This is a genomic window from Streptomyces africanus, assembly GCF_002150735.1.
In the GTDB taxonomy this organism is placed as follows: domain Bacteria; phylum Actinomycetota; class Actinomycetes; order Streptomycetales; family Streptomycetaceae; genus Streptomyces; species Streptomyces africanus.
Window position 1 is genome coordinate 16,195 of sequence record NZ_MUKA01000241.1, and the last position, 26,786, is coordinate 42,980.

A 26,786-nucleotide genomic window follows, 5' to 3' on the forward strand; every position below is an offset into this window, starting at 1 on the left:
CCCGATCGCCGGGCCGAGGAGCAGGATGGAAGGGGGCCGTACCGGCCCTGCACCGCACGTAAGTACCGAGCAAGTGGAGCACCGTGAAACGCCTGCGCCGGCCGCGCCGGATGCCGATCGACCCGTACATCCTTCTCCTCCTCGCGACGGTGGGGATCGCCGCCCTGTTCCCGGCCCGCGGGACGGCCGCCGATGTCGCGTCCGGTGCCTCCACGGCGGCGATCGCCCTGCTGTTCTTCCTCTACGGCGCCCGGCTGTCCACCCGTGAGGCCCTGGACGGGCTGCGCCACTGGCGGCTCCACCTCACCGTCCTGGCCTGCACGTTCGTCGCCTTCCCGCTGCTCGGCCTGGCGGCCCGCGGGCTGGTGCCGGTGATCCTGACCCACCCGCTGTACCAGGGCCTGCTCTTCCTCACCCTCGTCCCGTCGACGGTGCAGTCCTCGATCGCCTTCACCTCGATGGCCCGCGGCAACGTGCCCGCCGCGATCTGCGCGGGCTCCTTCTCCTCCCTCGTCGGCATCGTCGCCACGCCGCTGCTCGCGGCCTCGCTGCTCGGCGGCAGCGGCGGCGGGTTCTCCGCCGACTCGCTGCTGAAGATCGTGCTGCAACTGCTCGTGCCGTTCCTCGCCGGGCAGCTGCTGCGCCGGTGGATCGGTGCCTTCATCACCCGCCACAAGAAGGTCCTCGCCCTGGTGGACCGCGGCTCGATCCTGCTCGTCGTCTACACCGCGTTCAGCCAGGGCATGGTCCAGGGCATCTGGCACCAGGTGAGCCCCCTCCGGCTGGGCGGGCTGCTCGTCGTCGAGGCCGTGATCCTCGCCGTGATGCTGCTGCTGACCTGGTACGGCGGCAAGGCGCTGGGCTTTGTCCGGGAGGACCGGATCACCCTGCAGTTCGCCGGTTCGAAGAAGTCCCTGGCCTCCGGACTGCCCATGGCGAGCGTCCTGTTCGGCGCGCAGGCCTCACTGGCCGTGCTGCCGCTGATGCTCTTCCACCAGATGCAGCTGATGGTCTGCGCGGTGATCGCCAAGCGCCGCTCGCACGACCCGCGCCCGGAGGTCACCGCGCCGGAGCAAGCCGCAGCGCCACGAACCGCGGTCGGTACAGGGACACGTTCCGGCTGAGCTGGGCGGCGGCGCCCGTCGTCTCCAGCCAGTTGACGTCGTAGCTCAGCACCAGACGCCCGTCGTCGCTCAGCACCGGGTGCGCCTGCGGGTTGTAGGCGGCCACCTGGCCCTGCGGCAGCGACGGGCTGAACTCCTTCGCGGGCCCGTGCCACGGCCCGGCCGGGGAGCATGCCCAGTACGAGGCGACGGTGGTCAGGCCCTTCGTGCCCGCGGCCATCGTGAACAGCACATACGTCCCGCCGTCCCGGACGACCGAGAACGCGCTGCCCACGCCCCTGCGCCGCCCGTCCCCGAGCACCGGCCGGGGGCGGGCGCCGGCCGCCCATGCCGAGCCGGTCCAGTACCGCCAGGCCGCCGGGTCCCCGAGCCTGCCCTCCGGCACCCGCGCCAGGTACGCGTGCGAGGCCGGGCGGGAGGCGGCCCGGCCGTCGTCGCCGCCGAAGACGTACGTCCAGCCGTCCTCCTCGACCAGCGTCGTGCCGAACAGCACGCGCCGGGACGGGTCGGGGACCAGCTGCTGGTCGAGCACGTTGACGACCGACTCGAGGCGCAGCCCGGGCAGCGACAGCGTGGCCACCTCGGTCGCGGTGGGCACGCCGTAGATCCACGGGGCCTGGCCGGCCGTGCGCACCCACAGCAGCACCCGGACGACCTGCTCGGAGGAGCCGGGGGAGCGGGGTTCGACACGGGCCGCCACCGGCCAGCGCCACTGGTTCGGCGCCGGGTCGGCGAAGAGCGGGGCGGGGAGGGTGGTCTCCAGCCGGCCGTCGCGCATCAGCACGGCCGAGTTGCGCACCAGCGGCGCGGTGGTGTCCCGCCAGGCGTAGGACTCGCCGGCCGGGTTGGGCGGGCCGTACACCCGGCCCAGATAGGTGTCCGAGAACAGCCACAGCACCCGGCCGTCCGGCAGCCGCACCGAGTGGGTGCCGTCGCCGCCGGTCCAGTCGTCGGTGCGGCTCGCGTCGTCGCCGTAGCGGGCGAACTCGGCGGTGAGGCCGTCGTCCGGCTGCCAGGAGCGGACCGTGCGCGCCCGGCAGGCGGTGCCCTCGTCGGGGCTCTCGTCCTCGGGGAGGGCGATGAGCAGCGCGGCCCCGAGAACCAGGACCAGCAGCAGGCCGATCCCGGTTCCCGTGCGCTGTCGTGCTCGTGCTGCACTTGCGTCGTCGGGCACGCCCCGTGACGTTAGTTGCTGCCGCTCACCCGGTCCATGGGGAGCCACAGCACCGTGCCCCTGCCGGCGGCGGCCCTGGCGCCGACGGCCAACTCCCCGTCGCTGAGCGCCCGGTTCCAGACCCGGACGTCGTCGATCGCCCCCGTCAGGAACGCCCGGCTGTCCATGCGCTGGCCGATGTGCACGCCGAACGGGGAGTTACGGCTGACCGAGCCCGGCACGTCCGGGGTGCTGACCGGCGTGCCGTCGAGGAAGAGGGTCAGTGTCCCGCCGCCCCGGCGCAGCACCAGGTGGTGCCAGCGGCCGTCGTTGTGGGCGCCGTCGGTCCACACCGAGGCCGTCCTGACGGTCGTCGCGCCCGACCGGGTGGTGACGAGCGCCCGGACCCGGTCGCTCGCCGGCTCCCCGCGCAGCCAGATCTGCGGCTGGCTGTTGCCGATGCCGCCCATCCACAGGAAGGGCTGTTCGCCGGTCGTGGCCGTGTAGCGGAAGAACAGCGAGGCGGTGAAGTCGCCCTCGCCGAGCGTCAGAGCGGACCGGTACGGCAGGCGTACGGCGTCGTCGGTGCCGTCGAAGGTCAGCGCACCGCCGCGGACACCGACCGTCCGCCCGGCACCGCCGAGCACGGCCGCGGGCCGTGCGCCCCACGCGACGTCGCGGGTGGTCGGGTCGGCGCCCCGGCGTGGTGTCAGCCAGTCCTCGGTGAAGCGGGCGAAGCGGATCTCGTCCCGGGCGTCGACCGCGCCGCCCTCGTACAGCAGGCCCACCGTCGAGGGGCCGACCGCCGCCATGTCGGAGTAGCCGGACCAGTCCGTGGTCACGACCGTGCCCCGGTCCACGCTGTCCCAGGTGCGCCCGCCGTCGTAGGAGGAGCGGACCGTCATCGTCCGGCGGCGGTCCGGATCCGCCGGGGCGGACAGCAGCATGCGGTGGTTCAGGCGCAGGATCGCGCCCTGGACCTGTGGGGTGTAGAGGTCCGGGAGGGCGCGGAAGGGCGCGGCGAAGCTGTCGCCGCCGTCCAGGCTGAGGGTCTGGGAGCGGTGGCCGAGGTCGGTGCCGTCCTGCTCCCGGCCGCTGACGAGGACGGCCCCGTCGGCGCGTTCGGCGAGCGTCACCTCCGAGGGCTTCTGCCGGAACATGCCGTCCTGCGCTATCGGCCAGGAGTCCGTGGCGCCGATCCGCCACTCGTGGCCGCCGTCGTCGCTGACGATGAGCGCGGCGTGGTTCGCGGTGACCCGGCTGCCGTCCCACGTCTCGGTGTTGACGCCGAAGACCAGCCGCCCGGCGTGTTTCCCGCGGGTGAGCTGGATGCCGTGCACGGGCCCGGTGGCGTACCAGGAGTTCCAGTGCCCGGGCAGGATCCGGTCGCTCAGGTCGCGCGGCTCGGACCAGGTCCGGCCGTCGTCGTCGCTGTACTGGAGGTGCGGCGTGCGGTCGCAGGGCACGGTGCAGTTGCCGGCGTCCGTACGGCCCGTGTTGTACGTCTCGGCCAGCAGGATCCGGCCGGTCCTGCGGTCCACGAGGGGCGCCGGGTTGCCGTGCGTGTCGCCCGCGCCCTCGTTGACGACCTGGAGCGGGCCCCAGGTGCGGCCGCCGTCGGTGGAGCGTTTGAGGACGATGTCGATGTCGGCCGCGTCACCGCAGTTGAGGACGCGGCCCTCGGCGAACGCGAGCAGTGTGCCGGCCGTGGTCCGCACGATCGCGGGGATCCGGAAGCACGCGTAACCGGGGTCCTGGGAGGCCCTGAAGAGGACCTGTTGCTCGAACTCCGGTAAGTCCGCGGCGGGTTGGGCGCGGGCCGGGCCGACGGGCGCGAGCAGCGCCGCGGCGGTGAGGACGGCTGTCAGGGTGGATCTCAGACGTGCGCGAAGACTTGACGGCATGGTGCGACCTGCCCTTCATGCGTCTGTCGGCTGGACCACCGAGGCATGGGAACGGAATCCGGGGAGCCGATATGCGGGCTTACATGCGAACCAACCGGACATCCCACGTCCCATGTGTGGGCCACAGACGGTACTTGGCTCACAGACCCCCCACAAGGAGCGTGCGTCAGGGGATGAGGACGACCTTGCCGAGGTTGGCCCTGGCCTCGATCTCCCCGTGCGCCTTCGCCGCGTCCTCCAGGGCGAACTGCCCGTGGACGACGGGCCTCAGCTCTCCGGCGGCGAACAGCCGCCACAGCTCCTCGCGCCACTGCTCGTACACCTCCGGCTTCCCGCGGGCGATGCGGGCCATCTGGAACCCGATCACCGACTTGGCACCCACGAGCAGGTCGTACGCCTGGATGATGCCGCCGCCCGAGCTGTACGCCACCAGCCGTCCCTCCGGGGCGAGTGCCGCGAGGGCCGGGGTGAGCAGCTCGCCGCCGACCGCGTCCAGGGCGTAGTCGACCGGGGTGCCCCAGGTGTCGTCGCCGTAGGAGACGACGTGGTCGGCGCCGAGGCCGCGGACGAAACCGGCCTTGGCCGGGTCGGAGACGGCCCCCACGACCCGCCCGGCGCCCCGCGTCCTGGCCAGCTGCACGGCCAGGTGGCCGACACCGCTCGCCGCCCCCGTGACCAGGGCCGCCTCGCCCGGCTCGGGTCGTGCCGCCTCCAGGGCGCCGAGGGCGACCAGGCCGCTGCGGACCAGGGCGACCGCGTCGACGGCGCCGGCCTCTGCCGGGATCGGGGAGGCCATGGCCTCGTGCAGGAGCGCGAAGTCGGCGTAGCCGTGGCCGAAGCAGAGCCCCGTCACGCGGTCGCCGGTGCCGAAGCGGGTGACGCCCTCGCCGACGGCCGTGACCTCCCCGGCGATCTCGCCGCCGAGCGGGACCGGCTCCGCCGCCTCGCCGACCTTGCGTACGACCGGGAGCGTGACGCCGATCGCCTCCGCGCGCACCAGCAACTCTCCGGGGCCCGGCTCGGGCACCGGTGCCTCCTCCATGAACAGGGGGCCGCCTCGGGATTCGTAGCGGACGCGGCGCATCGCACCTCCGGATGTCGTGGATGGTCCCCACGATTTCGTTGGGGTCCCCAACGGTATAGGAGGATCATAGGAGGAACCAACGATTTCTTGGTTAGGCTGCGGCCATGTCGGAAGCCCCCCTCCCCGCGATCCGCTCCCTGCCCAGCTGGCTGCTCGGCCGTGCCGCCGCCCGCGGCCGCGCCCTGGTGGCGGCGGCGCTGGCCGAGCAGGACATGCGGATGTGGCACCACGTGGTGCTGTCCGCCGTCCGCGACCTCGGCCCCGTCGCCCAGGCCGACCTCGGCCGCGGGGTCCGGCTGGACCCCAAGGACCTGGTCGGGATCCTGAACGACCTCCAGGCGGCGGGCCTCGTCGTGCGCGAGCCGGACCCGAAGGACCGGCGGAAGAACGCGGTGTCCCTCACCGCCCCGGGAGCCCGGCTGCTGACGCGCTGCGAGGAGGCGGCCCGCGCGGCCAACGACGAACTGCTCGCCCCGCTGTCGGAGGCCGAACGCGAGCAGTTCACGGGGATGCTGCTCCGGATATCCGGCACAGCCGACTGAGGACTCCCCGTTGTTGCGCGCGGGCCGAGACGGGGCCCCTGCGGCGCAGGGGGCGCTCCCCGCCGGTCGGGGCCCCGCCGCCGTGTCGCGGGAGAACCAGCTCAGCCCTGGGCGGCCGCGGCCCGCAGGGCGATGCGGTCCTCACCCGCGTACACGTTCATGGAGGCGCCCCGCAGGAAGCCCACCAGTGTCAGGCCCGTCTCGGCGGCCAGGTCCACCGCCAGCGAGGACGGCGCCGACACCGCCGCCAGGACCGGGATACCGGCCATCACGGCCTTCTGCGCCAGCTCGAAGGAGGCCCGGCCCGAGACGAGCAGGACCGTCCGCGACAGCGGCAGCTCCCCGTTCTGCAGGGCACGGCCGACCAGCTTGTCGACCGCGTTGTGCCGGCCCACGTCCTCCCGGACGTCCAGCAGCTCGCCGTCCTCCGAGAAGAGGGCCGCCGCGTGCAGGCCGCCGGTCCGGTCGAAGACCCGCTGGGCGGCACGCAGCCGGTCGGGCAGGCTCGCGAGCAGCTCGGGGGTGACCCGGACCGGGGGAGTGTCGGCTATGGGCCAGCGGGCCGTCGTCCGTACGGCGTCCAGCGACGCCTTGCCGCACAGCCCGCAGGAGGAGGTCGTGTAGACGTTCCGCTCCAGGGTGATGTCGGGTATGACCACCCCCGGGGCCGTCTGCACATCGACCACGTTGTACGTGTTCGAGCCGTCTGCCGTGGCCCCGGCGCAGTAGACGATGTTCCTGAGGTCCCGCTGCCCGCCCAGCACCCCCTCGCTCACCAGGAAGCCCGCCGCCAGCGCGAAGTCGTCGCCCGGGGTGCGCATGGTGATCGCCAGGGGCTTGCCGTTCAGCCGGATCTCCAGCGGTTCCTCGGCGACGAGTGTGTCGGGACGGCTGGAGACCGCCCCGTCCCGGATGCGGAGCACCTTGCGTCGTTCCGTGACTCGTCCCATGTCCTGATCAGCCCCGGTTCTGTACGTGCTGGTAGCCGAAGCGGCCCTTGATGCAGAGGTTGCCGTGGGTCACCGGATTGTCGTGCGGTGACGTGACCTTCACGATCTCATTGTCCTGCACGTGCAGGGTCAGGTTGCAGCCCACTCCGCAGTACGCGCACACCGTGGTCGTCTCCGTCTGCCGCGACTCGTCCCACGTACCCGCCGCGCGCATGTCGAACTCGGACTTGAAGGACAGCGCACCCGTCGGGCACACCTCGATGCAGTTCCCGCAGTACACGCACGCCGAGTCGGTCAGCGGGGCGTCGTGCTCCACGGCGATCCGGGCGTCGAAACCGCGCCCGGCGACCGAGATCGCGAAGGTGTTCTGCCACTGGTCGCCGCAGGCGTCCACGCACTTGTAGCAGAGGATGCATTTGTCGTAGTCGCGTACGTACAGGTCGTTGTCGATCTTCGGTTCCTCGTTGAGGCGGGCCGCATCCGGGCCGAAGCGGTCCGGCTTGGCCTCGTACTCCTTGAGCCACCCGGCGACCCTGGGCGTGGTCGACAGGTCGACGGAGGACGCGAGCAGTTCGAGGACGACCTTGCGGCTGTGCCGGGCGCGCTCGGTGCCGGTGCGCACCTCCATGCCCGGCTCGGCCTTGCGGGAGCAGGCCGGGACGAGGGTGCGGGCCCCCTCGACCTCGACGACACAGACCCGGCAGGCGTTCTTCGGGCGCAGGGTGTCGCCCTCGCACAGGGTCGGGATGTCCTTGCCCGCGGCCCGGCAGGCGTCCAGGATCGTCGAGCCCTCGGGGACCCGGGCCTGTTCGCCGTCGATCGTGAACTCCAGCATGCGGCGCGGGATCCCCAGCGGTGTGACGGTCATTCGTACGCCCCCAGACGGTCGATGGCGGATTCCACGGCGTTCCACGCGGTCTGCCCGAGACCGCAGATCGAGGCGTCCCGCATCGCGCGGCCGACCTCCCTGAGCAGGGCGATGTCGTCCGCGGCGGCGGCGCCGGTGCGCTCCGCGATCCGGTGCAGCGCCTCCTCCTGCCGCACGGTCCCGACCCGGCACGGCACGCACTGGCCGCACGACTCGTCGCGGAAGAACTCCGCGATGCGCAGCAGCAGCCGGGGGAGGGGCACGCTGTCGTCGAAGGCCATGACGACCCCCGAGCCGAGCGTCGTGCCCGCCTCCCGCGTCCCTTCGAAGGTGAGCGGGATGTCCAGCTCGTCGGCCCGGACGAAACCGCCCGCCGCCCCGCCGAGCAGCACCGCCCGCAACCCGTCCCGCACCCCGGCGAGGGCGAGCAGGTCGCCCAGCGTCGCGCCGAACGGCAGCTCGTAGACACCCGGCCGCTCCACGGTGCCGGACACGCAGAACAGCTTGGGCCCGGTGGACCTCTCGGTGCCGATCGCCGCGTACGCCGGGGCGCCGATGGTGAGGATCGGCAGGACGTTGACCAGCGTCTCCACGTTGTTCTCGACCGTCGGCTTGCCGAACAGACCCTTCTCCACGGGGAACGGCGGCTTCGAGCGGGGCTCGCCCCGGTAGCCCTCGATGGAGTTGAACAGGGCCGTCTCCTCACCGCAGATGTAGGCGCCCGCACCGCGCCGGATCTCGATGTCGAAGGCGTAGCCCTGGCCGAGGACGTCGTCGCCGAGCAGTCCCCGCGCGCGTGCCTGGGCGATCGCGTGCTCGAGCCGGTGCAGGGCGCGCGGGTACTCGCCGCGCAGGTAGAGGTAGCCCCGGTGGGCACCGGTCGCGTACCCGGCGATCGTCATCGCCTCGACCAGCGCGTAGGGGTCGCCCTCCATGAGCACGCGGTCCTTGAAGGTGCCCGGCTCGGACTCGTCGGCGTTGCAGACGAGGTAGTGCGGACGGTCCGGCTGGGACGCCGTAGCCTGCCACTTGCGGCCGGTCGGGAAGGCGGCGCCGCCGCGCCCGACCAGGCCCGAGTCGGTGACCTCGCGGATGACCCCGGCGGGGCCCAGCTCGAAGGCCCGGCGCAGGGCCGTGTAGCCGCCGTGGGCGCGGTAGTCGTCGAGGGACGCCGGGTCGACCACGCCGACGCGGTGCAGCAGCATCAGGCCGTCCTGCCCGGCCTGGGGCACCGCAAGCCCGGCCGGCGGCTCCTGAGGGGCCGAGTCGGGGGCGCTCGCGGCGAGGACGGCGTCGTGCACGGTCGCCGGCGCCGACACCGCCGTACGGACCGGGTCCCCGGCCCTGATCGCGAGTGCGGCCGGGGCGCGCTCGCACAGGCCGAGGCACGGGCTGCGCTGGACGCTCACCCCGCTGCCGAGCCCCAGCCGCTCCTCGATCCCCGCGCACAGCTCCGGCGCACCGGCCGCCGCGCACGCCAGGTCCGTGCAGACGTGGAGCACGGTCGCCGGACGCGGCTTGACGGAGAACATGGCGTAGAAGGTGGCGACCCCGTAGGCCTCCGCCGGCGGCACCGTCAGCCGCCGGCACAGGTAGTCCAGGGCGCCGTCGCTGATCCAGCCGACCCGGTCGTTGATCGCGTGCAGCCCCGGCAACAGCAGGTCGCGGCGGTCCCGGGCCTCACGTCCGCCGCGGGCCCACCTGAGATCGGCGTCGGAACGGTCGGCGCCCTCCCAGGAGGACTCCGGAGGCCCGAGCAGGGCGTCGACGGCCGCCCGTTCCTCGTCCGTCGGTTTGCTGTCACCGAAGTGCAGGTCCACAGTGCGTCACCCCACGATGGTCGCGATGGGCAGCTTCTCGATCCGGATCGCCGACGCCTTGAACTCCGCCGTCCCGGCGATCGGGCAGTTCGCCTCGATCGTCAGCGCGTTGGTGTCCACCTCGTCGGGGAAGTGCATGGTCATGAAGGCGAGCCCGGACCGCAGCGCGGGGTCCACCCACACGGGTGCGGTCACCGACCCGCGCCGCGAGGTGACCTGCACCTGCTCGCCGACCACCACCCCGTAGCGCTCGGCGTCCTCCGGGCTCAGCTCGATGTACTCGCCGCGCCGCAGGGGCGAGGCGTAACCACCGCTCTGCACGCCGGTGTTGTACGAGTCCAGGCGCCGCCCGGTGGTGAGCCGGATCGGGTACTCCTCGTCGGTGAGGTCCACGGGCGGGTCGTGCTGCACGATCCCGAAGGGCGCGAGCGGACCTCGTTCGGCGGGGTCGGGCTCCCACAACCGGCCGTGCAGATAAGTCGGTTCGAGCCCGTCGGTGCTCGGGCACGGCCACTGGATGCCCTGGTGCTCCTCCAGGCGCGCGTACGTCATGCCGTAGTGGTCGGGGGAGACGGACCGGAGCTCGTTCCACACGGTCTCGGCGTCGGCGTACTTCCAGTCGTGGCCGAGGCGGGCCGCGAGGTCGCAGATGATGTCGATGTCCTCGCGGGCCTCCCCGGGCGGGGTGACGGCCTTGCGGACGCGCTGCACGCGCCGCTCGCTGTTGGTGGTCGTGCCGTCGGTCTCCGCCCAGCCGGCCGTGGCCGGCAGGACGACGTCCGCGAGCTCGGCCGTCTTCGTCAGGAAGATGTCCTGCACGACCAGGAAGTCCAGGGCCTTCAGCCGCCGTACGGCCTGCTCACTGTCGGCCTCCGACTGGGCGGGGTTCTCGCCGACGCAGTAGACGGCCTTGAGGGTGCCGTCCTCCATCGCCTCGAACATCTCGGTGAGGTTCAGGCCGTAGTGCGGCTGGATGACCGTGTCCCAGGCCGACTCGAACTTCAGCCGGATGTCCGGGTCGAGGATGTCCTGGAAGCCGGGCAGGCGGTTGGGGATCGCGCCCATGTCGCCGCCGCCCTGCACGTTGTTCTGCCCGCGCAGGGGCTGCAGGCCGGAGCCGTAGCGGCCGACGTGCCCGGTGAGCAGGGACAGGTTGATCAGGGCGCGGACGTTGTCGGTGCCGTTGTGGTGCTCGGTGATGCCGAGCGTCCAGCACAACTGGGCCCGCTCGGCGCGGGCGTAGGCGTGCGCCAGCTCGCGGATGGCGGCGGCCGGAACGCCCGTCACCTTCTCGGCGAGCGACAGCGTCCACGGCTCGACCAGCGCCTTGTACTCCTCGAAGCCGGTGGTCGCCCGCTCGATGAACGCCTCGTTGGCGAGACCGGCGTGGATGATCTCGCGGCCGATCGCGTGCGCCATCGGAATGTCCGTGCCGACGTTGAGGCCGAGCCAGCTCTCCGCCCACTCGGCGGTCGACGTCCGGCGCGGATCGACCGCGTACATCCGGGCGCCGTTCCTGATCCCCTTCAGCACGTGCTGGAAGAAGATCGGGTGCGCGAAACGGGCGTTGGAGCCCCACATCACGATGACGTCGGTGTGCTCGATCTCCTCGTACGACGACGTCCCGCCGCCCGAGCCGAACGCCGCCGACAGGCCCGCCACGCTCGGGGCGTGACAGGTGCGGTTGCAGGAGTCGACGTTGTTGGTGCCCATGACGACCCGGGCGAACTTCTGGGCGACGTAGTTCATCTCGTTCGTGGCCCGGGCACAGGAGAACATGCCGAACGCGCCGCGATTGCGGGCAAGGCCCCGGGCCGCACGGTCCAGGGCCTCCTCCCAGCTCGCCCGGCGGAAGGGCTCGTCGCGCGCGTCCCGCACCAGCGGATGGGTGAGCCGCGTGTAGGTCTTCGGGGTTCGATCGCGTTTGCTCATGCGGCGCTCCTCAGCGCGAGCAGGTCCGAGAGGGCGTGCACGGTGCGCAGGGTGGGCACCTGAACGCCGGTGATGTCCGCCAGCTCGACGACCGCCGCGAGGAGTACGTCGAGTTCGAGCGGTTTGCCGCGCTCCAGGTCCTGGAGCGTGGAGGTCCGGTGGTCGCCGACCCGCTCGGCGCCCGCGAGCCGGCGCTCGATGGAGACGCCGACCTCGCAGCCGAGGGCGCTGGCGACCGCGAGCGTCTCGGTCATCATGATCTCGATGACCCTGCGGGTGCCGCCGTGCAGGCACATCTGCCGCATGGTCGCGCGGGCCAGCGCGCTGATCGGGTTGAAGGAGATGTTGCCGAGCAGCTTGAGCCAGATGTCGCCCCGCAGCTCCGGTTCGACCGGGCACTTCAGACCGCCCGCCCGCATGGCCTCGCTGAGCGCCACGCACCGCGCGGACACGCTGCGGTCGGGCTCGCCGATCGAGAACCGCGTGCCCTCCAGGTGCCGCACGACACCCGGCCCTTCGAGCTCGGTCGCCGCGTAGACGACGCATCCGACGGCCCGTTCGGGCGCGAGCACCGCACTGACCGCGCCGTCCGGGTCCACGCTCTCGACGCGGTGGCCGTCGTAGGGGCCGCCGTGCCGGTGGAAGTACCACCAGGGGATGCCGTTCTGGGCGGCCACGATCGCCGTCGTGTCGCCCAGCAACGGCGCGATCAGCGGTCCGCACGCCGCGTACGCGTTGGCCTTCAGGCCCAGGAAGACGTAGTCGACCGGGCCGACCTCGGCCGGGTCGTCGGTCGCGTGGGGGTGCGCGGTGAAGTCGCCGCGCGGGCTGCGCACCCGGACTCCGTGCTGCCTCATGGCCGCCAAGTGCGGTCCACGGGCGATGAGATGCACATCGGCGCCCGCGCTGTGGAGCGCGGCGCCGACGTAGGCGCCGATGGCACCGGCGCCGAGAACTGCGACTTTCACGGGAACACTCCGTTCGGTTTGAGGGATACCGCGGAGGTGACTGCCGTCGGGTGGCTACCGTCCGGTGACTGCCGTCCGGCTTGTGTCGACGGAATATTGTCTACAGTATGGACGGAGGGTCAGCAAGGGTCCGCGCGATGACCGTTCGGCGCATGCTTGATACCGCTCACCGCTTCCTCGATGCGCCGCCTTTTCAACAACCATGCGAATGCCTACGGTTCCGGGTTCATGAGTCCCCCCGTCGCACCCCCGGGCTGGAGCCGCTGGCTCGTTCCGCCCGCCGCTCTCTCCGTACATCTCTCCATCGGCCAGGCCTATGCCTGGAGCGTGTTCAAGCCGCCCCTGGAGTCCGCGCTCGGCCTCAGCGGCACGCAGAGCGCGCTGCCCTTCCAGCTGGGCATCGTCATGCTGGGCCTGTCCGCCGCGTTCGGCGGCACGCTCGTCGAGCGCAAGGGCCCGCGCTGGGCGATGACCGTTGCCCTGGTCTGCTTCTCGTCCGGCTTCCTGCTCTCCGCGCTGGGCGCGTCCCTGGAGCAGTACTGGCTGATCGTTTTCGGTTACGGCTTCGTGGGCGGCATCGGCCTCGGCATCGGCTACATCTCACCCGTCTCCACCCTGATCAAGTGGTTCCCGGACCGGCCCGGCATGGCCACCGGCATCGCCATCATGGGCTTCGGCGGCGGCGCGCTGATCGCCTCGCCGTGGTCCGCGCAGATGCTGGAGTCCTTCGGCGGCGACAGCTCCGGGATCGCGCTCGCCTTCCTGGTGCACGGGCTGTCGTACGCCGTGTTCATGCTCCTGGGTGTGCTGCTGGTCCGGGTGCCCCGCACCGAGAAGCCTGTGGAGAGCGGGCCGAGTGTCCTCGCCGGCCCGCAGGTCTCCGCGAACCAGGCCATCCGTACCCCGCAGTTCTGGTGCCTGTGGCTCGTGCTCTGCATGAACGTCACCGCCGGCATCGGCATCCTGGAGAAGGCCGCGCCGATGATCACGGACTTCTTCGCGGACTCCTCCACGCCCGTCTCGGTCACGGCCGCCGCCGGCTTCGTCGCGCTGCTGTCGGCGGCGAACATGGCCGGCCGCATCGGCTGGTCGTCGACGTCCGACCTGATCGGCCGCAAGAACATCTACCGCGTCTATCTGGGCGTCGGCGCGCTGATGTACGCGCTCATCGCCTTGTTCGGCGACTCCTCCAAGCCGCTCTTCGTCCTGTGCGCGCTGGTGATCCTGTCCTTCTACGGCGGCGGCTTCGCGACCGTACCGGCGTATCTGAAGGACCTGTTCGGCACGTACCAGGTCGGCGCCATCCACGGGCGGTTGCTCACCGCCTGGTCCACGGCCGGCGTGCTCGGGCCGCTCATCGTCAACTGGATCGCCGACCGGCAGGAGGAGGCGGGCCGGCACGGCGCGTCCCTGTACGGGCTGTCGTTCGTCATCATGATCGGGCTGCTCGTCGTCGGCTTCGTCGCCAACGAACTCGTCCGGCCCGTCCACCCGCGTCATCACGTCCCGGCACCGAAGGAGCCCGCGCATGTCCAGCGACAGCAGTCAGAGTCCGCCTAGCCCGGACCGGCGGTGGCTGATCGCCTTCGCCTGGGTGTGGGTGGGCCTGCCGCTCGCCTACGGGCTGTACGAGCTGGTCCGCAAGGCGACCCAGCTGTTCACCGGCTAGACGTCAGGCGTCAGGCGTCAGGTGCTCGGTCGTCCGAGGTCCTGACCGAAGCTGACAACGCGGGCACCTGTTTCCTGTCGCCTTGCCTGCCGTCGTACCCGCGAGTCACTGATCAGACTGGTGGATCCCGCTGCCCACGTTCCAACGAGGGGGACCGCCCACATGAACGGCTCGCGCATCGCCGCCGTCGGCCACTACCAGCCCGCCAAGGTGCTCACCAACGAGGACCTGGCGGGCCTGGTGGACACCAGTGACGAGTGGATCAGGAGCCGGGTGGGCATCCGTACCCGCCACATCGCCGGCCCCGACGAACCCGTCGACGAGCTGGCCGCCCACGCCGCCGCCAAGGCCCTCGCGGCGGCCGGGCTGACCCCCGCCGACATCGACCTGGTGCTGGTCGCCACCTCCACCGCCGTCGACCGCTCGCCCAACACGGCCGCCCGGGTCGCGGCCCGGCTGGCCGTCCCGCAGGCCGCCACGATGGACCTCAACGTGGTGTGCGCCGGCTTCACCCACGCCCTGGCCACCGCCGACCACGCCGTCCGCGCGGGGGGTGCGAGCCGGGCCCTGGTCATCGGGGCCGACAAGATGTCCGACGTGACCGACTGGAGCGACCGCACGACCTGCGTGCTCGTCGGTGACGGGGCCGGGGCCGCGGTCGTGGAGGCCGCCGACGAGCCCGCCATCGGACCGGTGCTGTGGGGTTCGGTGCCCGAGATGGGCAACGCCGTGCGGATCGAGGGCACGCCGCCGCGTTTCGCGCAGGAGGGGCAGAGCGTCTACCGCTGGGCCACGACGCAGCTGCCGCCCATCGCGCGGCGGGCGTGCGAGCGGGCCGGGCTGACGCCGGCGGACCTCGCCGCGGTCGTACTGCATCAGGCCAATCTGCGCATCATCGAACCCCTCGCGGAGAAGATCGGCGCCGTGAACGCGGTCGTCGCGCGCGACGTCACGGAGTCCGGCAACACGTCGGCCGCGAGCATCCCGCTCGCCCTGTCCAAGCTCGTCGAACAGGGCGCGATCACCACCGGCGACCCCGTCCTGCTGTTCGGCTTCGGCGGGAACCTGTCGTACGCGGGGCAGGTCGTCCGCTGCCCCTGAGGCCGCGCCGGGGTGTGACGCGGTCAACTCGCCGAAGTCCTGGCTCTTGTGCGCCGTAGACTGTAGACGAAAGACAATCGATACTGACGCTACGGCGACACCGGCGTCCGCCGCGCTGTGCACGGCCCTGCCGAGGAGGGGGACCGCGATGCTGTCGACAGGCCTGCCCCAAGGGGCGGTACCCAAGCTGGAACGCCCGGGTCCGCTGCGCGACCGTGTCTACGAGGCGCTGCTCGAACTCATCACCACCCGTGCCCTCCAGCCCGGCCAGCACCTCGTGGAGAGCGAACTCGCCGGGCATCTGGGGGTCTCCCGGCAGCCGGTGCGCGAGGCTTTGCAGCGGCTCAACACCGAAGGGTGGGTCGATCTGCGGCCCGCCCAGGGCGCGTTCGTGCACGAGCCGACGGAGGAGGAGGCCGACCAGCTCCTCACGGTCCGTACGCTCCTGGAGGCCGAGGCCGCCCGGCTCGCCGCGGCGGGCGCGGACAAGGCCGGCATCGCCGCGCTGGAAGCGCTGTGCGCGGAGGGCGAGAAGGCCGTCGAGGCCGACGACGTGGACGGGGCCGTCGCGATGAACGCCCGGTTCCACGCGAAGATCATGGAGCTCGCCGGCAACGCCGTCCTCGCCGAACTGGCCGCCCAGGTCGACCGCCGCGTCCGCTGGTACTACACGCCGGTCGCCCGCCAGCGGGGCCACCAGTCCTGGATCGAGCACCGCGCGCTCATCGCCGCGATCACCGACCGCGACGAACAGCGGGCCACCCACCTGATGCGCGAACACACCGAGCACACGAGGCGGTCGTACCACGCGCGAACAGGTTCGTAGGCCTCCGCCGACGGCCGGTGCCGTCTGAGTCTGCACTCGTCTTTGTCCTGTGAGTGGAAAAAGTCGGGGGTAATTCCTGCGCGACTTCTTCCCACCTTCGGCAGCCGCTGCTACGTTCCCTTCGAAAGCAAGCCACGACGTGGCGGAAAACCGGCGCGCACAGGCCGATTGAGGCGGGGAGGGGCTCGTGAGACGTATGACCGCACGACCCGGAAACGCCCACCAGGCCCGACTGCTCAAGCTGTTGCGTGACGGCGGCCCCAACTCCCGGGCCCAGCTGGGCGACCAGGTCGACCTCTCGCGGTCCAAGCTCGCCGTGGAGGTGGACCGGCTGCTGGAGACGGGGCTGGTCGTGGCCGACGGACTCGCCGCCTCGCGCGGCGGCCGCCGCTCCCACAACATCCGGCTCCACCCCGGGCTGCGCTTCCTCGGCGTCGACATCGGCGCGACCTCGGTCGACGTCGCCGTCACCAATGCCGAACTGGAGACGCTCGGGCACATCAACCACCCCATGGACGTGCGCGAGGGCCCGGTCGCGGTCTTCGAGCAGGTCCTGGCCATGGCCGCCAAGCTCAAGGCCTCGGGGCTCGCGGAGGGGTTCGACGGCGCCGGCATCGGCGTCCCGGGCCCGGTCCGCTTCCCCGAGGGCGTCCCGGTGGCCCCGCCGATCATGCCGGGCTGGGACGGCTTCCCCGTGCGGGAGGCGCTCAGCCAGGAACTCGGCTGTCCGGTCATGGTCGACAACGACGTGAACCTCATGGCGATGGGGGAGCAGCACGCGGGCGTCGCCCGCACCGTCGCCGACTTCCTCTGCGTCAAGATCGGCACGGGCATCGGCTGCGGCATCGTCGTCGGCGGTGAGGTCTACCGCGGCACGACGGGCAGCGCCGGCGACATCGGGCACATCCAGGCCGTGCCCGACGGCCGCCCCTGCGCCTGCGGCAACCGGGGCTGCCTGGAGGCCCACTTCAGCGGGGCGGCCCTCGCCCGCGACGCCACGGAGGCCGCCCAGCAGGGGCTCTCCGCCGAACTGGCCTCGCGGCTGGAGACCAACGGCGGCCTCACCGCCGTCGACGTCGCCGCCGCGGCCGCCGCCGGCGACGCCACCGCACTCGACCTGATCCGCGAGGGCGGCAACCGCACCGGCCAGGTCATCGCCGGCCTGGTCAGCTTCTTCAACCCGGGCCTGGTGGTGATCGGCGGCGGGGTCACCGGCCTCGGCCACACCCTGCTCGCCGCGATCCGCACCCAGGTCTACCGCCAGTCCCTGCCCCTCGCGACCGGCAATCTGCCCATCGTCCTGGGCGAGCTGGGACCCGCCGCCGGAGTCACCGGCGCGGCCCGGCTCATCAGCGACCACCTGTTCTCACCCGCGTAAGCAACTCAGTTCCGTACGGCGTACCAGCACAGCGCCCTGCTTCGCCCTGCCCTGAAACCGGCCCGCACGCCCGCCAAGGGGACCTCATGGCACCAGAACCACCGCTGCTCAGCATGTCCGGCATCACCAAGTCGTTCCCCGGAGTCCGGGCCCTCGACGGCGTCGACCTCGACGTCCAGGCCGGTGAGGTGCACTGTCTGCTCGGCCAGAACGGCGCCGGGAAGTCGACCCTCATCAAGGTCCTGGCCGGCGCCCACCAGCCCGACACCGGCGAGATCCGCTGGCGCGGCGAGGCGGTCACGCTCCGCTCGCCGATCGCCGCCATGCGCCTCGGCATCGCCACCATCTACCAGGAACTCGACCTGGTGGAACACCTGTCGGTCGCCGAGAACGTGCACCTGGGCCACGAGCCGACCACCGCCGGGTTCGTCGTCCGGGGAAAGGCCGCGAAGGAGTCGACGACCGCTCTGCTCAAGCGACTCGGTCATCCGGAGATCGACCCGGCCCGCCTGGTCGGGGAGTTGCCGGCGGCGCAGCAGCAGATCGTGTCCATGGCCCGGGCGCTCTCCCACGACGTGCGGCTCATCGTGATGGACGAGCCGTCCGCCGCCCTCGACCCGGACGAGGTCGACAACCTCTTCCGTATCGTCGGCGCCCTCACCGCCGCCGGTGTCGCCGTCGTCTACATCTCGCACCGCCTGGAGGAGATCCGGCGCATCGGGGACCGGGTGACCGTGCTGAAGGACGGGCGGGCCGTGGCGAACGGACTGCCGGCGAAGACGACCCCGACCCGTGAGGTGGTCGCGCTGATGACGGGCCGCAACGTCGAGTACGTCTTTCCCGACCGGCCCGCCTCCCCGCCGCCCGGCGAACCGGTGCTCACCGTCCGGGGCCTGTCCCGCGCAGGCGAGTTCGAGCCCCTCGACCTGGAGGTACGGCCGGGCGAGATCGTCGGCCTCGCCGGACTCGTCGGCTCGGGCCGCTCCGAGATCCTGGAGACCGTCTACGGCGCCAGGAAACCGACGACCGGTCAGGTCCTGGTCGACGGCAAGCCGTTGAAGCCGGGCAGCGTCCGGGCCGCCGTCCGGGCCGGGCTCGGACTCGCCCCCGAGGAACGCAAGGCGCAGGCCCTGCTGATGCTGGAGTCCGTCACCCGCAACGTGTCGGTCTCCTCCATGTCCCGCTTCTCGCGCGGCGGCTGGATCGACCGGGGCGCCGAACTCGGTGCCGCCCGGACCGCGACCCGCGAACTGTCGCTCCGGCCCGACAACCCGTCGGTGCCCGTGCGCACCCTGTCCGGCGGCAACCAGCAGAAGGCCGTCCTCGCCCGCTGGCTGCTGCGCGGCTGCAAGGTGCTGCTGCTCGACGAACCCACCCGCGGCGTCGACGTCGGCGCCCGCGCCGAGCTCTACGCGGTCGTCCGCCGGCTGGCCGACGAGGGCCTGGCCGTACTGCTGGTCTCCAGCGAGGTGCCCGAGGTGCTCGGCCTCGCCGACCGCGTCCTGGTGCTGCGCGAGGGCCGTGTCGTCCACACGGCACCCGCGCGCGAACTCGACGAACACCGCGTACTCGACCTGGTCATGGAAGGAAGTCCGGCGTCATGACGCAGCCCGTCTCCCCGCCGCGGGACAGCATCACCGACAAGGTGCCCCAGGACAGGCCCACGGCCTGGCGCGGCCTGCTGGCCCGCACCGACGTGCGCACCCTCTCCCTGCTCGGCGTGCTCGCCGTGCTGGTCCTCATCGGCGGCATCACCAAGCCCGACGAGTTCCTCGACACCCGCAACCTGCAACTCGTCCTCACCCAGGCGTCCGTGATCGGCGTCGTCACCGTCGGCATGACCTTCGTCATCGTCTCCGGCGGCATCGACCTGTCGGTCGGCGCGATCGTCGCCCTCGCCTCCGTATGGGCGACCACGGTGGCCACCCAGGAGTACGGCTTCGCCGGCATCCTGTTCACGGCGGTGGTCGTCGGAGTCGGCTGCGGCCTGGTCAACGGGGTGCTCATCGCCTACGGCGCGATGGTGCCGTTCATCGCCACCCTGGCCATGCTGGCCTCCGCCCGCGGCCTCGCCCTGCAGATCACCGACGGCAAGACACAGATCGTGACCGTGCCGTCCGTCCTCGACCTGGGCGAACGCGACGCGTACATCCTCGGCGTCCCGCCCCTGGTACTGGTCTTCGCCGTCGTGACCGTCATCGGCTGGCTGGTGCTCAACCGCACCACCTTCGGACGCCGCACGGTCGCCGTCGGAGGCAATCCCGAGGCCGCCCGGCTCGCCGGCATCGACGTCCGCCGCCAGCGGCTTTACCTCTACCTGCTGTCCGGGCTGTGCTGCGGCATCGCCGCCTTCCTGCTGATCGTCCTGTCCGGCTCCGGCCAGAACACCAACGGCAACCTCTACGAACTCGACGCCATCGCCGCCGCGATCATCGGCGGCACCCTGCTCACCGGCGGCCGGGGCACCATCACCGGCTCCGTGCTCGGCGTCCTGATCTTCACCACGATCACCAACATCTTCGCCCTGAACAACCTGCAGAGCGACGTCCAGCAGATCGCCAAGGGCGCGATCATCGTCGCCGCCGTGCTGGTCCAGCGCCGTACCGCGAGCACGACCTGAGGAAAGGGTTCACCGCCATGACCGAGATCACGAGCCGCAGAGGACTGCTCTTCGGAGCCGCCGCCGTCTCCGCCGGTGCCCTCCTCACGGGCTGCACGAGCAACGAGCCCTCCGACTCCAAGGACGAGCCGGCCGGGAACGACCAGCCCGCCGCCGACGACAAGCCCGGCAAGCCGGTCACCATCGGCTTCGCCGGACCGCAGGCCGACCACGGCTGGCTCAACGCCATCAACGACAACGCCAAGAAGCGGGCCGAGAAGTACTCCGACGTCACCCTGGAGATCACCGAGGGCTCCAACGACACCGCCCAGCAGATCGGCCAGATCGAGACCCTCATCAACAAGAAGGTCGACGTGCTGGTCGTCCTGCCCGCCGACGGCAAGGCCCTCACCCAGGTCGGGCTGAAGGCGATGCGCGCGGGCATCCCGGTCGTCAACCTCGACCGGATCTTCAACACCCCTCAGGCGTACCGCTGCTGGATCGGCGGCGACAACTACGGCATGGGCCTCAACGCCGGGCACTACATCGGCGAGAAGCTCAAGGGGAAGTCCGACGCCCGCGTCATCGAGCTGGCCGGCCTGGACAACCTGGAGCTGACCAAGCAGCGCACCCAGGGCTTCGACGACGCCCTCAAGAACTACCCCAACATCAAGAAGGTCGCCCGCCAGGCCGCCGAGTTCACGGTCGAGTCCGGGCAGGCGAAGATGGCCCAGCTGCTCCAGGCGCAGTCCAAGTTCGACGCCCTGTGGAACCACGACGACGACCAGGGCGTGGGCGCGCTGCGCGCCATCGAGCAGGCCGGGCGCGACGACTTCCTGATGGTCGGCGGCGCGGGCGCCCTGTCCGCCTTCCAGGCCATCAAGCAGGACGACGGCGTGCTGAAGGCGACCGTCCTCTACCCGCCCACCATGGCCGCCTCCGCGATCGACCTCGCCCGCGCCCTCGGCCAGGGCAAGGGCATCGGCGGCCTGGCCGAGTTCGAGATCCCGTCGTCGATCACGCTCTACTCGGCCGTCGTCGACAAGACCAACGTCGACCAGTACATGCCCACCGGCTTCCGGTGACCGGTTCCGCCCGCACCCCCCACGTGCGCCACCCCGACCAGGACGAGGAGGACACCCGTATGGGACAGCCGCAAGCGCAGTCAGATGGGACCGAGGCAGGCAAGCCACCCCTGCGCGTGGGAATGGTGGGCTACGCCTTCATGGGCGCCGCCCACTCCCAGGGCTGGCGCACCGCGGGCCGTGTCTTCGACCTGCCGCTGAACCCCGTGCAGGCCGTGATCTGCGGCCGGGACGCCACCGCCGTGCGGGCGGCGGCCGACCGCCACGGCTGGGCGTCCACCGAGACCGACTGGCGTGCCCTCGTCGCACGCGACGACATCGACCTCGTCGACATCTGCACCCCCGGCGACAGCCACGCCGAGATCGCCCTCGCCGCCCTCGCGGCCGGCAAGCACGTCCTGTGCGAGAAGCCCCTCGCCAACACCGTCGAGGAAGCCACCTCGATGGTGCGGGCCGCCGAAGAGGCGTACCAGCGCGGACAGATCGCGATGGTCGGCTTCAACTACCGCCGGGTCCCGGCCACCGCCCAGGCCCGCCGCATGGTCGCCGAGGGGCGCCTGGGCGCGCTGCGGCACGTGCGCGTGACGTACCTCCAGGACTGGCTGGTCGACCCGCAGTTCCCGCTCACCTGGCGGCTGCGCAAGGAGCAGGCCGGCTCCGGCTCCCTCGGCGACCTGGGCGCGCACATCATCGACCTCGCGCAGTACCTCGTGGGGGAGCGGCTGGCCGGCGTCTCCGCGCTGACGGAGACCTTCGTACGGCAGCGGCCCCTGCCCACCGGCGCCACGAGCGGCCTGTCCGCCGTCTCGTCCGCCGGCACGGGGGAGGTCACCGTCGACGACGCCGCCCTGTTCACGGCCCGCTTCCCCTCCGGCGCCCTCGCCTCCTTCGAGGCCACCCGCTACGCCACCGGCCGCAAGAACGCCCTGCGCATCGAACTCAACGGGGAGCGCGGCTCGCTCGCCTTCGACCTCGAGCGGCTCAACGAGCTGTCCTTCCACGACGGCACCGAACCCGGCGCGGAGGCCGGCTTCCGCCGCATCCTCGTCACCGAACCCGACCACCCCTACCTGGACGCCTGGTGGCCGCCGGGCCACGGCCTCGGCTACGAGCACACCTTCGTCCACCAGGCCCGCGACCTCGTCCACGCCATCGCCGAGGGCCGCCGCCCCGAACCCTCCTTCGCCGACGGGCTCCAGGTGCAGCGCGTGCTCGCGGCCGTGGAGGAGAGCGCCGAGAAGAACTCCGTCTACACCCCGATCGCGGTCTGAGGAGGCTGACGCGCATGCCGCGTACGTTCACCCTGTTCACCGGCCAGTGGGCCGACCTGCCGCTGGAGGAGGTCTGCCGGCTCGCCCGCGACTTCGGCTACGACGGCCTCGAACTCGCCTGCTGGGGCGATCACTTCGAAGTCGACAAGGCACTCTCCGACCCCGGGTATCTCGACGGCCGCCGGGCCTTGCTCGACAAGTACGGCCTCAAGTGCTGGGCCATCTCCAACCACCTGGCCGGCCAGGCCGTCTGCGACGCCATCATCGACGAACGCCACCAGGCGATCCTGCCCGAAGAGGTGTGGGGCGACGGCGACCCGGAAGGGGTCCGGCGGCGGGCCGCGGACCGTATGAAGGACACCGCGCGCGCCGCGGCCGCCTTCGGCGTCGACACCGTCATCGGCTTCACCGGATCCGCCATCTGGCACCTGGTCGCCATGTTCCCGCCCGCCCCCGAGGCGATGATCGAACGCGGCTACCAGGACTTCGCCGACCGCTGGAACCCGATCCTGGACGTCTTCGACGCGGAGGGCGTGCGGTTCGCCCACGAGGTCCACCCCAGCGAGATCGCCTACGACTACTGGACCACACAGCGGGCCCTCGAAGCCGTCGACCGGCGCCCCGCCTTCGGCCTCAACTTCGACCCCAGCCACTTCGTGTGGCAGGACCTCGACCCGGTCGGCTTCCTCTGGGACTTCCGCGACCGCATCTACCACGTCGACTGCAAGGAGGCCCGCAAGCGCCTCGACGGCCGCAATGGCCGGCTCGGCTCCCACCTGCCCTGGGGCGACCCCAGGCGCGGCTGGGACTTCGTCTCCGCCGGGCACGGCGACGTCCCCTGGGAGGACGTCTTCCGGATGCTGCGCTCCATCGGCTACCAGGGCCCGGTCTCGGTCGAGTGGGAGGACGCCGGCATGGACCGGCTCCAGGGGGCGCCCGAGGCGCTGACCCGCCTCAAGGCCTACGACTTCGAGCCGCCCAGCGCGTCCTTCGACGCCGCGTTCAACAGCTGAACCACCGCACTCGGCGCTGGTCGGCGACGGGGACCGGTTCCACCGCCGGTCCCCCCTCCGACCTGCCCGGATCCCGCTTTGTCCTGGGCTCGGAGAAAGCTCAACCGATCCTGATCCAAGGGGTGTTCGCCCCGGACGGACGCGGTTACCTTCCTTGAAGCGTTCAGGACACACGTACCTCCGGGGTGACGGCGCACCCCGGCGCCCGCACCGCACGTCTTCGCACCCGTTCCGTACGGCCCATCCCGTTCCCGGAGGGACTTCGTGCACAGAACCAGACCAAGAAGCACCCGCACCCCCAGGCGCCCCAGGCTTCGCACCGCCGCCGCCCTGTTCACCGGCCTGCTGCTGGCCGTGGGCACCCCGGCCACCGTCGCCGGCGCCCAGCCCGCCCCAGCGGAACAGGACGAACCCGCCGCCGCAGAGGGCCAGTTCCAGCAGGTGCCGCTCGCCAAGGGCGAACACGAGACGGGCGAGCCGATGTCGCTCGCGGTGCTCCCGGACCGCAGCGTCCTGCACACCGCGCGCGACGGCACGCTGCGCCTCACCGACCAGGGCGGCGTCACCAAGATCGCCGGCAGGATCCCCGTCTACAGCCACGACGAGGAAGGCCTCCAGGGCGTCGGCATCGACCCGGACTTCAAGAACAACCGGGCGATCTACCTCTACTACGCCCCGCCGCTCGACACCCCCGCGGGCGATGCCCCGGAGACCGGCACCGCCGAGGACTTCAAGAAGTTCGACGGCGTCAACCGCCTCTCCCGCTTCGTCCTCAACGCCAACGGCACGCTCAACATGGCCAGCGAGAAGAAAGTCCTGGACGTCGCCGCCTCCCGGGGCACCTGCTGCCACGTCGGCGGCGACATCGACTTCGACGCGGACGGCAACCTCTACCTGTCGACCGGCGACGACACCAACCCCTTCTCCTCCGACGGGTACACGCCGATCGACGACCGCGAGGGCCGCAACCCGGCCTTCGACGCCCGCCGCAGCGCCGGCAACACCAACGACCTGCGCGGCAAGATCCTCCGCATCAAGGTCGCCGAGGACGGCTCGTACACCGTCCCGGAGGGCAACCTCTTCGCCCCGGGCACGGAGAAGACCCGTCCCGAGATCTACGCGATGGGCTTCCGCAACCCGTTCCGGATGAGCGTCGACGACAAGACCGGCATCGTGTACGTCGGCGACTACGGTCCCGACGCGGGCGCCGCCGACCCCAAGCGCGGCCCGGCAGGACAGGTCGAGTTCGCCAAGGTGACCAAGGCGGCCAACTTCGGCTGGCCCTTCTGCACCGGTGACAACGACGCCTACGTCGACTACGACTTCGCGACCAAGGAGTCCGGCGAGAAGTTCGACTGCGACGCCCCGAAGAACACCTCGCCGCACAACACGGGCCTGGTCGACCTGCCGCCCGCGCAGGCCGCCTGGATCCCCTACGACGACGGCTCCGTGCCCGAGTTCGGCTCCGGCTCCGAGTCCCCGATGGCGGGCCCGGTCTACCGCTACGACCCCCAGCTCGACTCCAGCGTGAAGTTCCCCGAGGCGTACGACGGCGACTTCTTCGCGGGTGAGTTCGGCCGCCGCTGGATCAAGCGGATCGAGCAGAACGACGACGGCTCCGTGGCGAAGATCAACGACTTCCCGTGGACCGGCACCCAGATCATGGACATGGAGTTCGGCCCCGACGGCGCGCTCTACGTCCTCGACTACGGTCTGTCCTGGTTCCAGGGCGACAAGGACTCCGCGCTGTACCGGATAGAGAACGCCGAGGACGGGTTCTCGCCGATCGCCGAGGCGACCGCCGACAAGACGTCCGGGGCGGCCGGCCTGAAGGTCAAGTTCACCGGCTCCGCCAAGGACGCCGACTCCCCGGACCTCACCTACAGCTGGGACTTCGGCGACGGCACGAAGGGCGAGGGCCTCAACCCCACCCACCAGTACAAGAAGGTCGGCACCTACAGCGCCACCTTCACCGCCAAGGACCCCGAGGGCAACACCGGCAACGCCAGCGTCCGGATCGTGGTCGGCAACACCGAGCCCAAGGTGAGAATCGACGTCCCCGGCAACGGCACCCTGGCCGAGTTCGGCAAGCCCGTCCCGTTCAAGGTGACCGTCACCGACCCCGAGGAGACGATCGACTGCTCCAAGGTCAAGGTCGTCTACAGCCTCGGCCACGACTCCCACGCCCACGAGCTGACCAGCGAGATGGGCTGCGAGGGCACCCTGAAGCCGCCCGCCGGTGACGGCGGCCACGACCCCAACGCCGACATCTACGGCGTCGTCGGCGCCAGCTACACCGACGGCGGGGCGAACGGCCAGGAGGCCCTGACCGGCACCGCCCGCACCGTGCTCCAGCCGCTGCACCGCCAGGGCGAGCACTTCACCGCCCAGTCCGGCGTGTCGGTGATCGAGAAGACCGGCGCCAACGGCGGCAAGACCGTCGGCGACATCAACGACGGCGACTGGATCTCCTTCAGCCCCTACCGGTTCGACGGGCAGAAGAAGATGACCGTGCGGGCCTCCTCCGGCGGCGAGGGCGGTTTCATCGAACTGCGCACCGGCTCGCCCGACGGTCCGCTGCACGGATCGGCGTACATCCCGCCGACCGGCGGCTGGGAGACCTTCCAGAACATCGACGTGCCGCTGCGGTCGCTCCCCAAGAAGACCACGGACATCTACCTGGTGTTCAAGGGCGGCGAGGGCGCGCTGTTCGACCTGGACGACTTCGAGTTCTCCAAGGAGCCGTTCACGGGCGGCAAGAAGGTCCTGGTCTTCTCCAAGACCGCCGGCTTCCGCCACGACTCCATCCCGGCCGGCATCACCGCGCTGAAGGAGCTCGGCGGCCCCGCCGGCATCACGGTCGACGCCACCGAGGAGGCCAAGCAGTTCACCACCGCCAACCTCGCCAAGTACGACGCGGTGGCCTTCCTGTCCACCACCGGTGACGTCCTCAACGCCGAGCAGCAGCAGGCGTTCGAGAACTACGTGAAGAACGGCGGCGGCTACATGGGCATCCACGCCGCCGCCGACACCGAGTACGACTGGGCGTTCTACGGCGGCCTCGTCGGCGCGTACTTCGACTCGCACCCGGCCATCCAGAAGGCCACCGTCCGCGTCGAGGACCACGACCACCCGTCGACCGCGCACCTGGGCGACGCCTGGGAGCGCACGGACGAGTGGTACAACTACCGCACCAACCCGCGCGAGCAGGCCAAGGTCCTCGCCACCCTGGACGAGACCACCTACCAGGGCGGCACCATGAAGGGCGACCACCCGATCGCCTGGTGCCAGAGCTACGGCGGCGGCCGGTCCTTCTACACCGGCGGCGGCCACACCAAGGAGTCCTACGCCGACGAGGCCTTCCGCGCCCATCTGCTCGGCGGCCTGCAGTACGCCACCGGCCAGGTGAAGGCGGACTGCAAGCCGAGCAAGGACTACCGGAAGATCTTCAACGGCCAGACCCTGGACGGCTGGAAGCAGGCCGGCCCCGGCACGTTCA

At 71.5% G+C, this 26,786-nt stretch carries 21 protein-coding genes; 13 read left to right on the plus strand and 8 right to left on the minus strand.

What is annotated here, in order from left to right:
* Window positions 1–110: 110 nt before the first annotated feature.
* The gene (locus CCL05_RS27995; protein ID WP_167409628.1) at window positions 111–1,124 is read left to right on the plus strand and encodes a bile acid:sodium symporter family protein; all 1,014 of its coding nucleotides are present in this window, start codon (window positions 111–113) and stop codon (window positions 1,122–1,124) included.
* Here CCL05_RS27995 and CCL05_RS28000 read toward each other — a convergent pair.
* From CCL05_RS28000 to CCL05_RS28010, 3 genes are all read right to left on the minus strand, one after another.
* On the minus strand, window positions 1,060–2,298 hold the full coding sequence (locus CCL05_RS28000; RefSeq protein ID WP_086563316.1) for a DUF4185 domain-containing protein: 1,239 nt from the start codon (window positions 2,296–2,298) through the stop codon (window positions 1,060–1,062). The genes CCL05_RS27995 and CCL05_RS28000 overlap by 65 nt on opposite strands.
* Window positions 2,299–2,309: 11 nt before the next feature.
* On the minus strand, window positions 2,310–4,181 hold the full coding sequence (locus tag CCL05_RS28005) for a sialidase family protein (protein WP_086563318.1): 1,872 nt from the start codon (window positions 4,179–4,181) through the stop codon (window positions 2,310–2,312).
* 166 nt (window positions 4,182–4,347) lie between these two features.
* Window positions 4,348–5,265, minus strand: coding sequence for a quinone oxidoreductase family protein (locus CCL05_RS28010; protein WP_086563319.1), 918 nt, complete (start codon window positions 5,263–5,265; stop codon window positions 4,348–4,350).
* 104 nt (window positions 5,266–5,369) lie between these two features.
* Between CCL05_RS28010 and CCL05_RS28015 the strand changes: the two genes are divergently transcribed.
* Window positions 5,370–5,807, plus strand: coding sequence for a MarR family winged helix-turn-helix transcriptional regulator (locus tag CCL05_RS28015; RefSeq protein WP_086563321.1), 438 nt, complete (start codon window positions 5,370–5,372; stop codon window positions 5,805–5,807).
* 101 nt (window positions 5,808–5,908) lie between these two features.
* On the opposite strand, the gene fdhD is transcribed toward CCL05_RS28015, so the two are convergent.
* Genes fdhD through CCL05_RS28040 form a run of 5 tightly spaced genes read right to left on the minus strand, consistent with a single transcriptional unit; the run spans window position 5,909 to window position 12,345 of the window.
* The gene (fdhD, locus tag CCL05_RS28020) at window positions 5,909–6,757 is read right to left on the minus strand and encodes a formate dehydrogenase accessory sulfurtransferase FdhD (RefSeq protein WP_086563322.1); all 849 of its coding nucleotides are present in this window, start codon (window positions 6,755–6,757) and stop codon (window positions 5,909–5,911) included.
* A gap of 7 nt (window positions 6,758–6,764) precedes the next feature.
* Window positions 6,765–7,625 (minus strand): 2Fe-2S iron-sulfur cluster-binding protein, encoded by an 861-nt coding sequence (locus CCL05_RS28025; protein WP_086563323.1) that lies wholly within the window; start codon window positions 7,623–7,625, stop codon window positions 6,765–6,767.
* Window positions 7,622–9,445, minus strand: coding sequence for an NAD(P)H-dependent oxidoreductase subunit E (locus tag CCL05_RS28030; protein ID WP_086563324.1), 1,824 nt, complete (start codon window positions 9,443–9,445; stop codon window positions 7,622–7,624). The genes CCL05_RS28025 and CCL05_RS28030 overlap by 4 nt, the downstream gene beginning before the upstream one ends.
* A 6-nt stretch (window positions 9,446–9,451) precedes the next feature.
* On the minus strand, window positions 9,452–11,377 hold the full coding sequence (locus CCL05_RS28035) for a molybdopterin oxidoreductase family protein (protein ID WP_086563325.1): 1,926 nt from the start codon (window positions 11,375–11,377) through the stop codon (window positions 9,452–9,454).
* Complete coding sequence (locus CCL05_RS28040; RefSeq protein ID WP_086563326.1) at window positions 11,374–12,345, minus strand: 2-dehydropantoate 2-reductase; 972 nt, start codon at window positions 12,343–12,345, stop codon at window positions 11,374–11,376. The genes CCL05_RS28035 and CCL05_RS28040 overlap by 4 nt, the downstream gene beginning before the upstream one ends.
* 228 nt (window positions 12,346–12,573) lie before the next feature.
* Here CCL05_RS28040 and CCL05_RS28045 point away from each other — a divergent pair, with 228 nt between their 5' ends.
* From CCL05_RS28045 to CCL05_RS28090, 11 genes are all read left to right on the plus strand, one after another.
* The gene (locus CCL05_RS28045; protein ID WP_086563337.1) at window positions 12,574–13,905 is read left to right on the plus strand and encodes an OFA family MFS transporter; all 1,332 of its coding nucleotides are present in this window, start codon (window positions 12,574–12,576) and stop codon (window positions 13,903–13,905) included.
* Window positions 13,874–14,014 (plus strand): MFS transporter small subunit, encoded by a 141-nt coding sequence (locus CCL05_RS45325; protein ID WP_020276538.1) that lies wholly within the window; start codon window positions 13,874–13,876, stop codon window positions 14,012–14,014. The genes CCL05_RS28045 and CCL05_RS45325 overlap by 32 nt, the downstream gene beginning before the upstream one ends.
* 162 nt (window positions 14,015–14,176) lie before the next feature.
* A complete protein-coding gene (locus CCL05_RS28050; RefSeq protein ID WP_086563328.1) occupies window positions 14,177–15,115 on the plus strand; it encodes a beta-ketoacyl-ACP synthase III in 939 nt (312 codons plus the stop codon).
* Window positions 15,116–15,263: 148 nt separating this feature from the next.
* A complete protein-coding gene (locus CCL05_RS28055) occupies window positions 15,264–15,941 on the plus strand; it encodes a GntR family transcriptional regulator (RefSeq protein WP_086563329.1) in 678 nt (225 codons plus the stop codon).
* A 196-nt stretch (window positions 15,942–16,137) separates the two neighbouring features.
* Window positions 16,138–17,319, plus strand: coding sequence for an ROK family transcriptional regulator (locus CCL05_RS28060; RefSeq protein WP_086563330.1), 1,182 nt, complete (start codon window positions 16,138–16,140; stop codon window positions 17,317–17,319).
* Between the two features lie 86 nt (window positions 17,320–17,405).
* Entirely contained in the window at window positions 17,406–18,923 is a 1,518-nt protein-coding gene (locus CCL05_RS28065) for a sugar ABC transporter ATP-binding protein (protein WP_086563332.1), read from the plus strand.
* Window positions 18,920–19,939: an ABC transporter permease gene (locus CCL05_RS28070; protein ID WP_086563333.1), complete on the plus strand. Its 1,020-nt coding sequence runs from the start codon at window positions 18,920–18,922 to the stop codon at window positions 19,937–19,939. The genes CCL05_RS28065 and CCL05_RS28070 overlap by 4 nt, the downstream gene beginning before the upstream one ends.
* A gap of 17 nt (window positions 19,940–19,956) precedes the next feature.
* Window positions 19,957–21,003, plus strand: a complete 1,047-nt coding sequence (locus tag CCL05_RS28075; RefSeq protein WP_086563334.1) for a substrate-binding domain-containing protein — start codon at window positions 19,957–19,959, stop codon at window positions 21,001–21,003.
* A 59-nt stretch (window positions 21,004–21,062) separates the two neighbouring features.
* Entirely contained in the window at window positions 21,063–22,274 is a 1,212-nt protein-coding gene (locus tag CCL05_RS28080; RefSeq protein ID WP_086563339.1) for a Gfo/Idh/MocA family protein, read from the plus strand.
* Between the two features lie 14 nt (window positions 22,275–22,288).
* On the plus strand, window positions 22,289–23,287 hold the full coding sequence (locus CCL05_RS28085; protein ID WP_086563336.1) for a sugar phosphate isomerase/epimerase family protein: 999 nt from the start codon (window positions 22,289–22,291) through the stop codon (window positions 23,285–23,287).
* Window positions 23,288–23,551: 264 nt separating this feature from the next.
* Window positions 23,552–26,786, plus strand: a 3,235-nt coding sequence (locus CCL05_RS28090) for a ThuA domain-containing protein (RefSeq protein ID WP_425275949.1), incomplete at its 3' end; no start/stop codon positions are given.

What these genes read in the sequence shown, in the direction of transcription:
- CCL05_RS27995 (WP_167409628.1), top strand. Translation starts at nt 111, where the DNA reads ATGCCGATCGACCCGTACATCCTTCTCCTCCTCGCGACGGTGGGGATC.
- CCL05_RS28005 (WP_086563318.1), bottom strand. Translation starts at nt 4,181, where the DNA reads ATGCCGTCAAGTCTTCGCGCACGTCTGAGATCCACCCTGACAGCCGTC.
- CCL05_RS28010 (WP_086563319.1), bottom strand. Translation starts at nt 5,265, where the DNA reads ATGCGCCGCGTCCGCTACGAATCCCGAGGCGGCCCCCTGTTCATGGAG.
- CCL05_RS28015 (WP_086563321.1), top strand. Translation starts at nt 5,370, where the DNA reads ATGTCGGAAGCCCCCCTCCCCGCGATCCGCTCCCTGCCCAGCTGGCTG.
- fdhD (WP_086563322.1), bottom strand. Translation starts at nt 6,757, where the DNA reads ATGGGACGAGTCACGGAACGACGCAAGGTGCTCCGCATCCGGGACGGG.
- CCL05_RS28025 (WP_086563323.1), bottom strand. Translation starts at nt 7,625, where the DNA reads ATGACCGTCACACCGCTGGGGATCCCGCGCCGCATGCTGGAGTTCACG.
- CCL05_RS28035 (WP_086563325.1), bottom strand. Translation starts at nt 11,377, where the DNA reads ATGAGCAAACGCGATCGAACCCCGAAGACCTACACGCGGCTCACCCAT.
- CCL05_RS28045 (WP_086563337.1), top strand. Translation starts at nt 12,574, where the DNA reads ATGAGTCCCCCCGTCGCACCCCCGGGCTGGAGCCGCTGGCTCGTTCCG.
- CCL05_RS45325 (WP_020276538.1), top strand. Translation starts at nt 13,874, where the DNA reads ATGTCCAGCGACAGCAGTCAGAGTCCGCCTAGCCCGGACCGGCGGTGG.
- CCL05_RS28050 (WP_086563328.1), top strand. Translation starts at nt 14,177, where the DNA reads ATGAACGGCTCGCGCATCGCCGCCGTCGGCCACTACCAGCCCGCCAAG.
- CCL05_RS28055 (WP_086563329.1), top strand. Translation starts at nt 15,264, where the DNA reads ATGCTGTCGACAGGCCTGCCCCAAGGGGCGGTACCCAAGCTGGAACGC.
- CCL05_RS28060 (WP_086563330.1), top strand. Translation starts at nt 16,138, where the DNA reads ATGACCGCACGACCCGGAAACGCCCACCAGGCCCGACTGCTCAAGCTG.
- CCL05_RS28065 (WP_086563332.1), top strand. Translation starts at nt 17,406, where the DNA reads ATGGCACCAGAACCACCGCTGCTCAGCATGTCCGGCATCACCAAGTCG.
- CCL05_RS28070 (WP_086563333.1), top strand. Translation starts at nt 18,920, where the DNA reads ATGACGCAGCCCGTCTCCCCGCCGCGGGACAGCATCACCGACAAGGTG.
- CCL05_RS28075 (WP_086563334.1), top strand. Translation starts at nt 19,957, where the DNA reads ATGACCGAGATCACGAGCCGCAGAGGACTGCTCTTCGGAGCCGCCGCC.
- CCL05_RS28080 (WP_086563339.1), top strand. Translation starts at nt 21,063, where the DNA reads ATGGGACAGCCGCAAGCGCAGTCAGATGGGACCGAGGCAGGCAAGCCA.
- CCL05_RS28085 (WP_086563336.1), top strand. Translation starts at nt 22,289, where the DNA reads ATGCCGCGTACGTTCACCCTGTTCACCGGCCAGTGGGCCGACCTGCCG.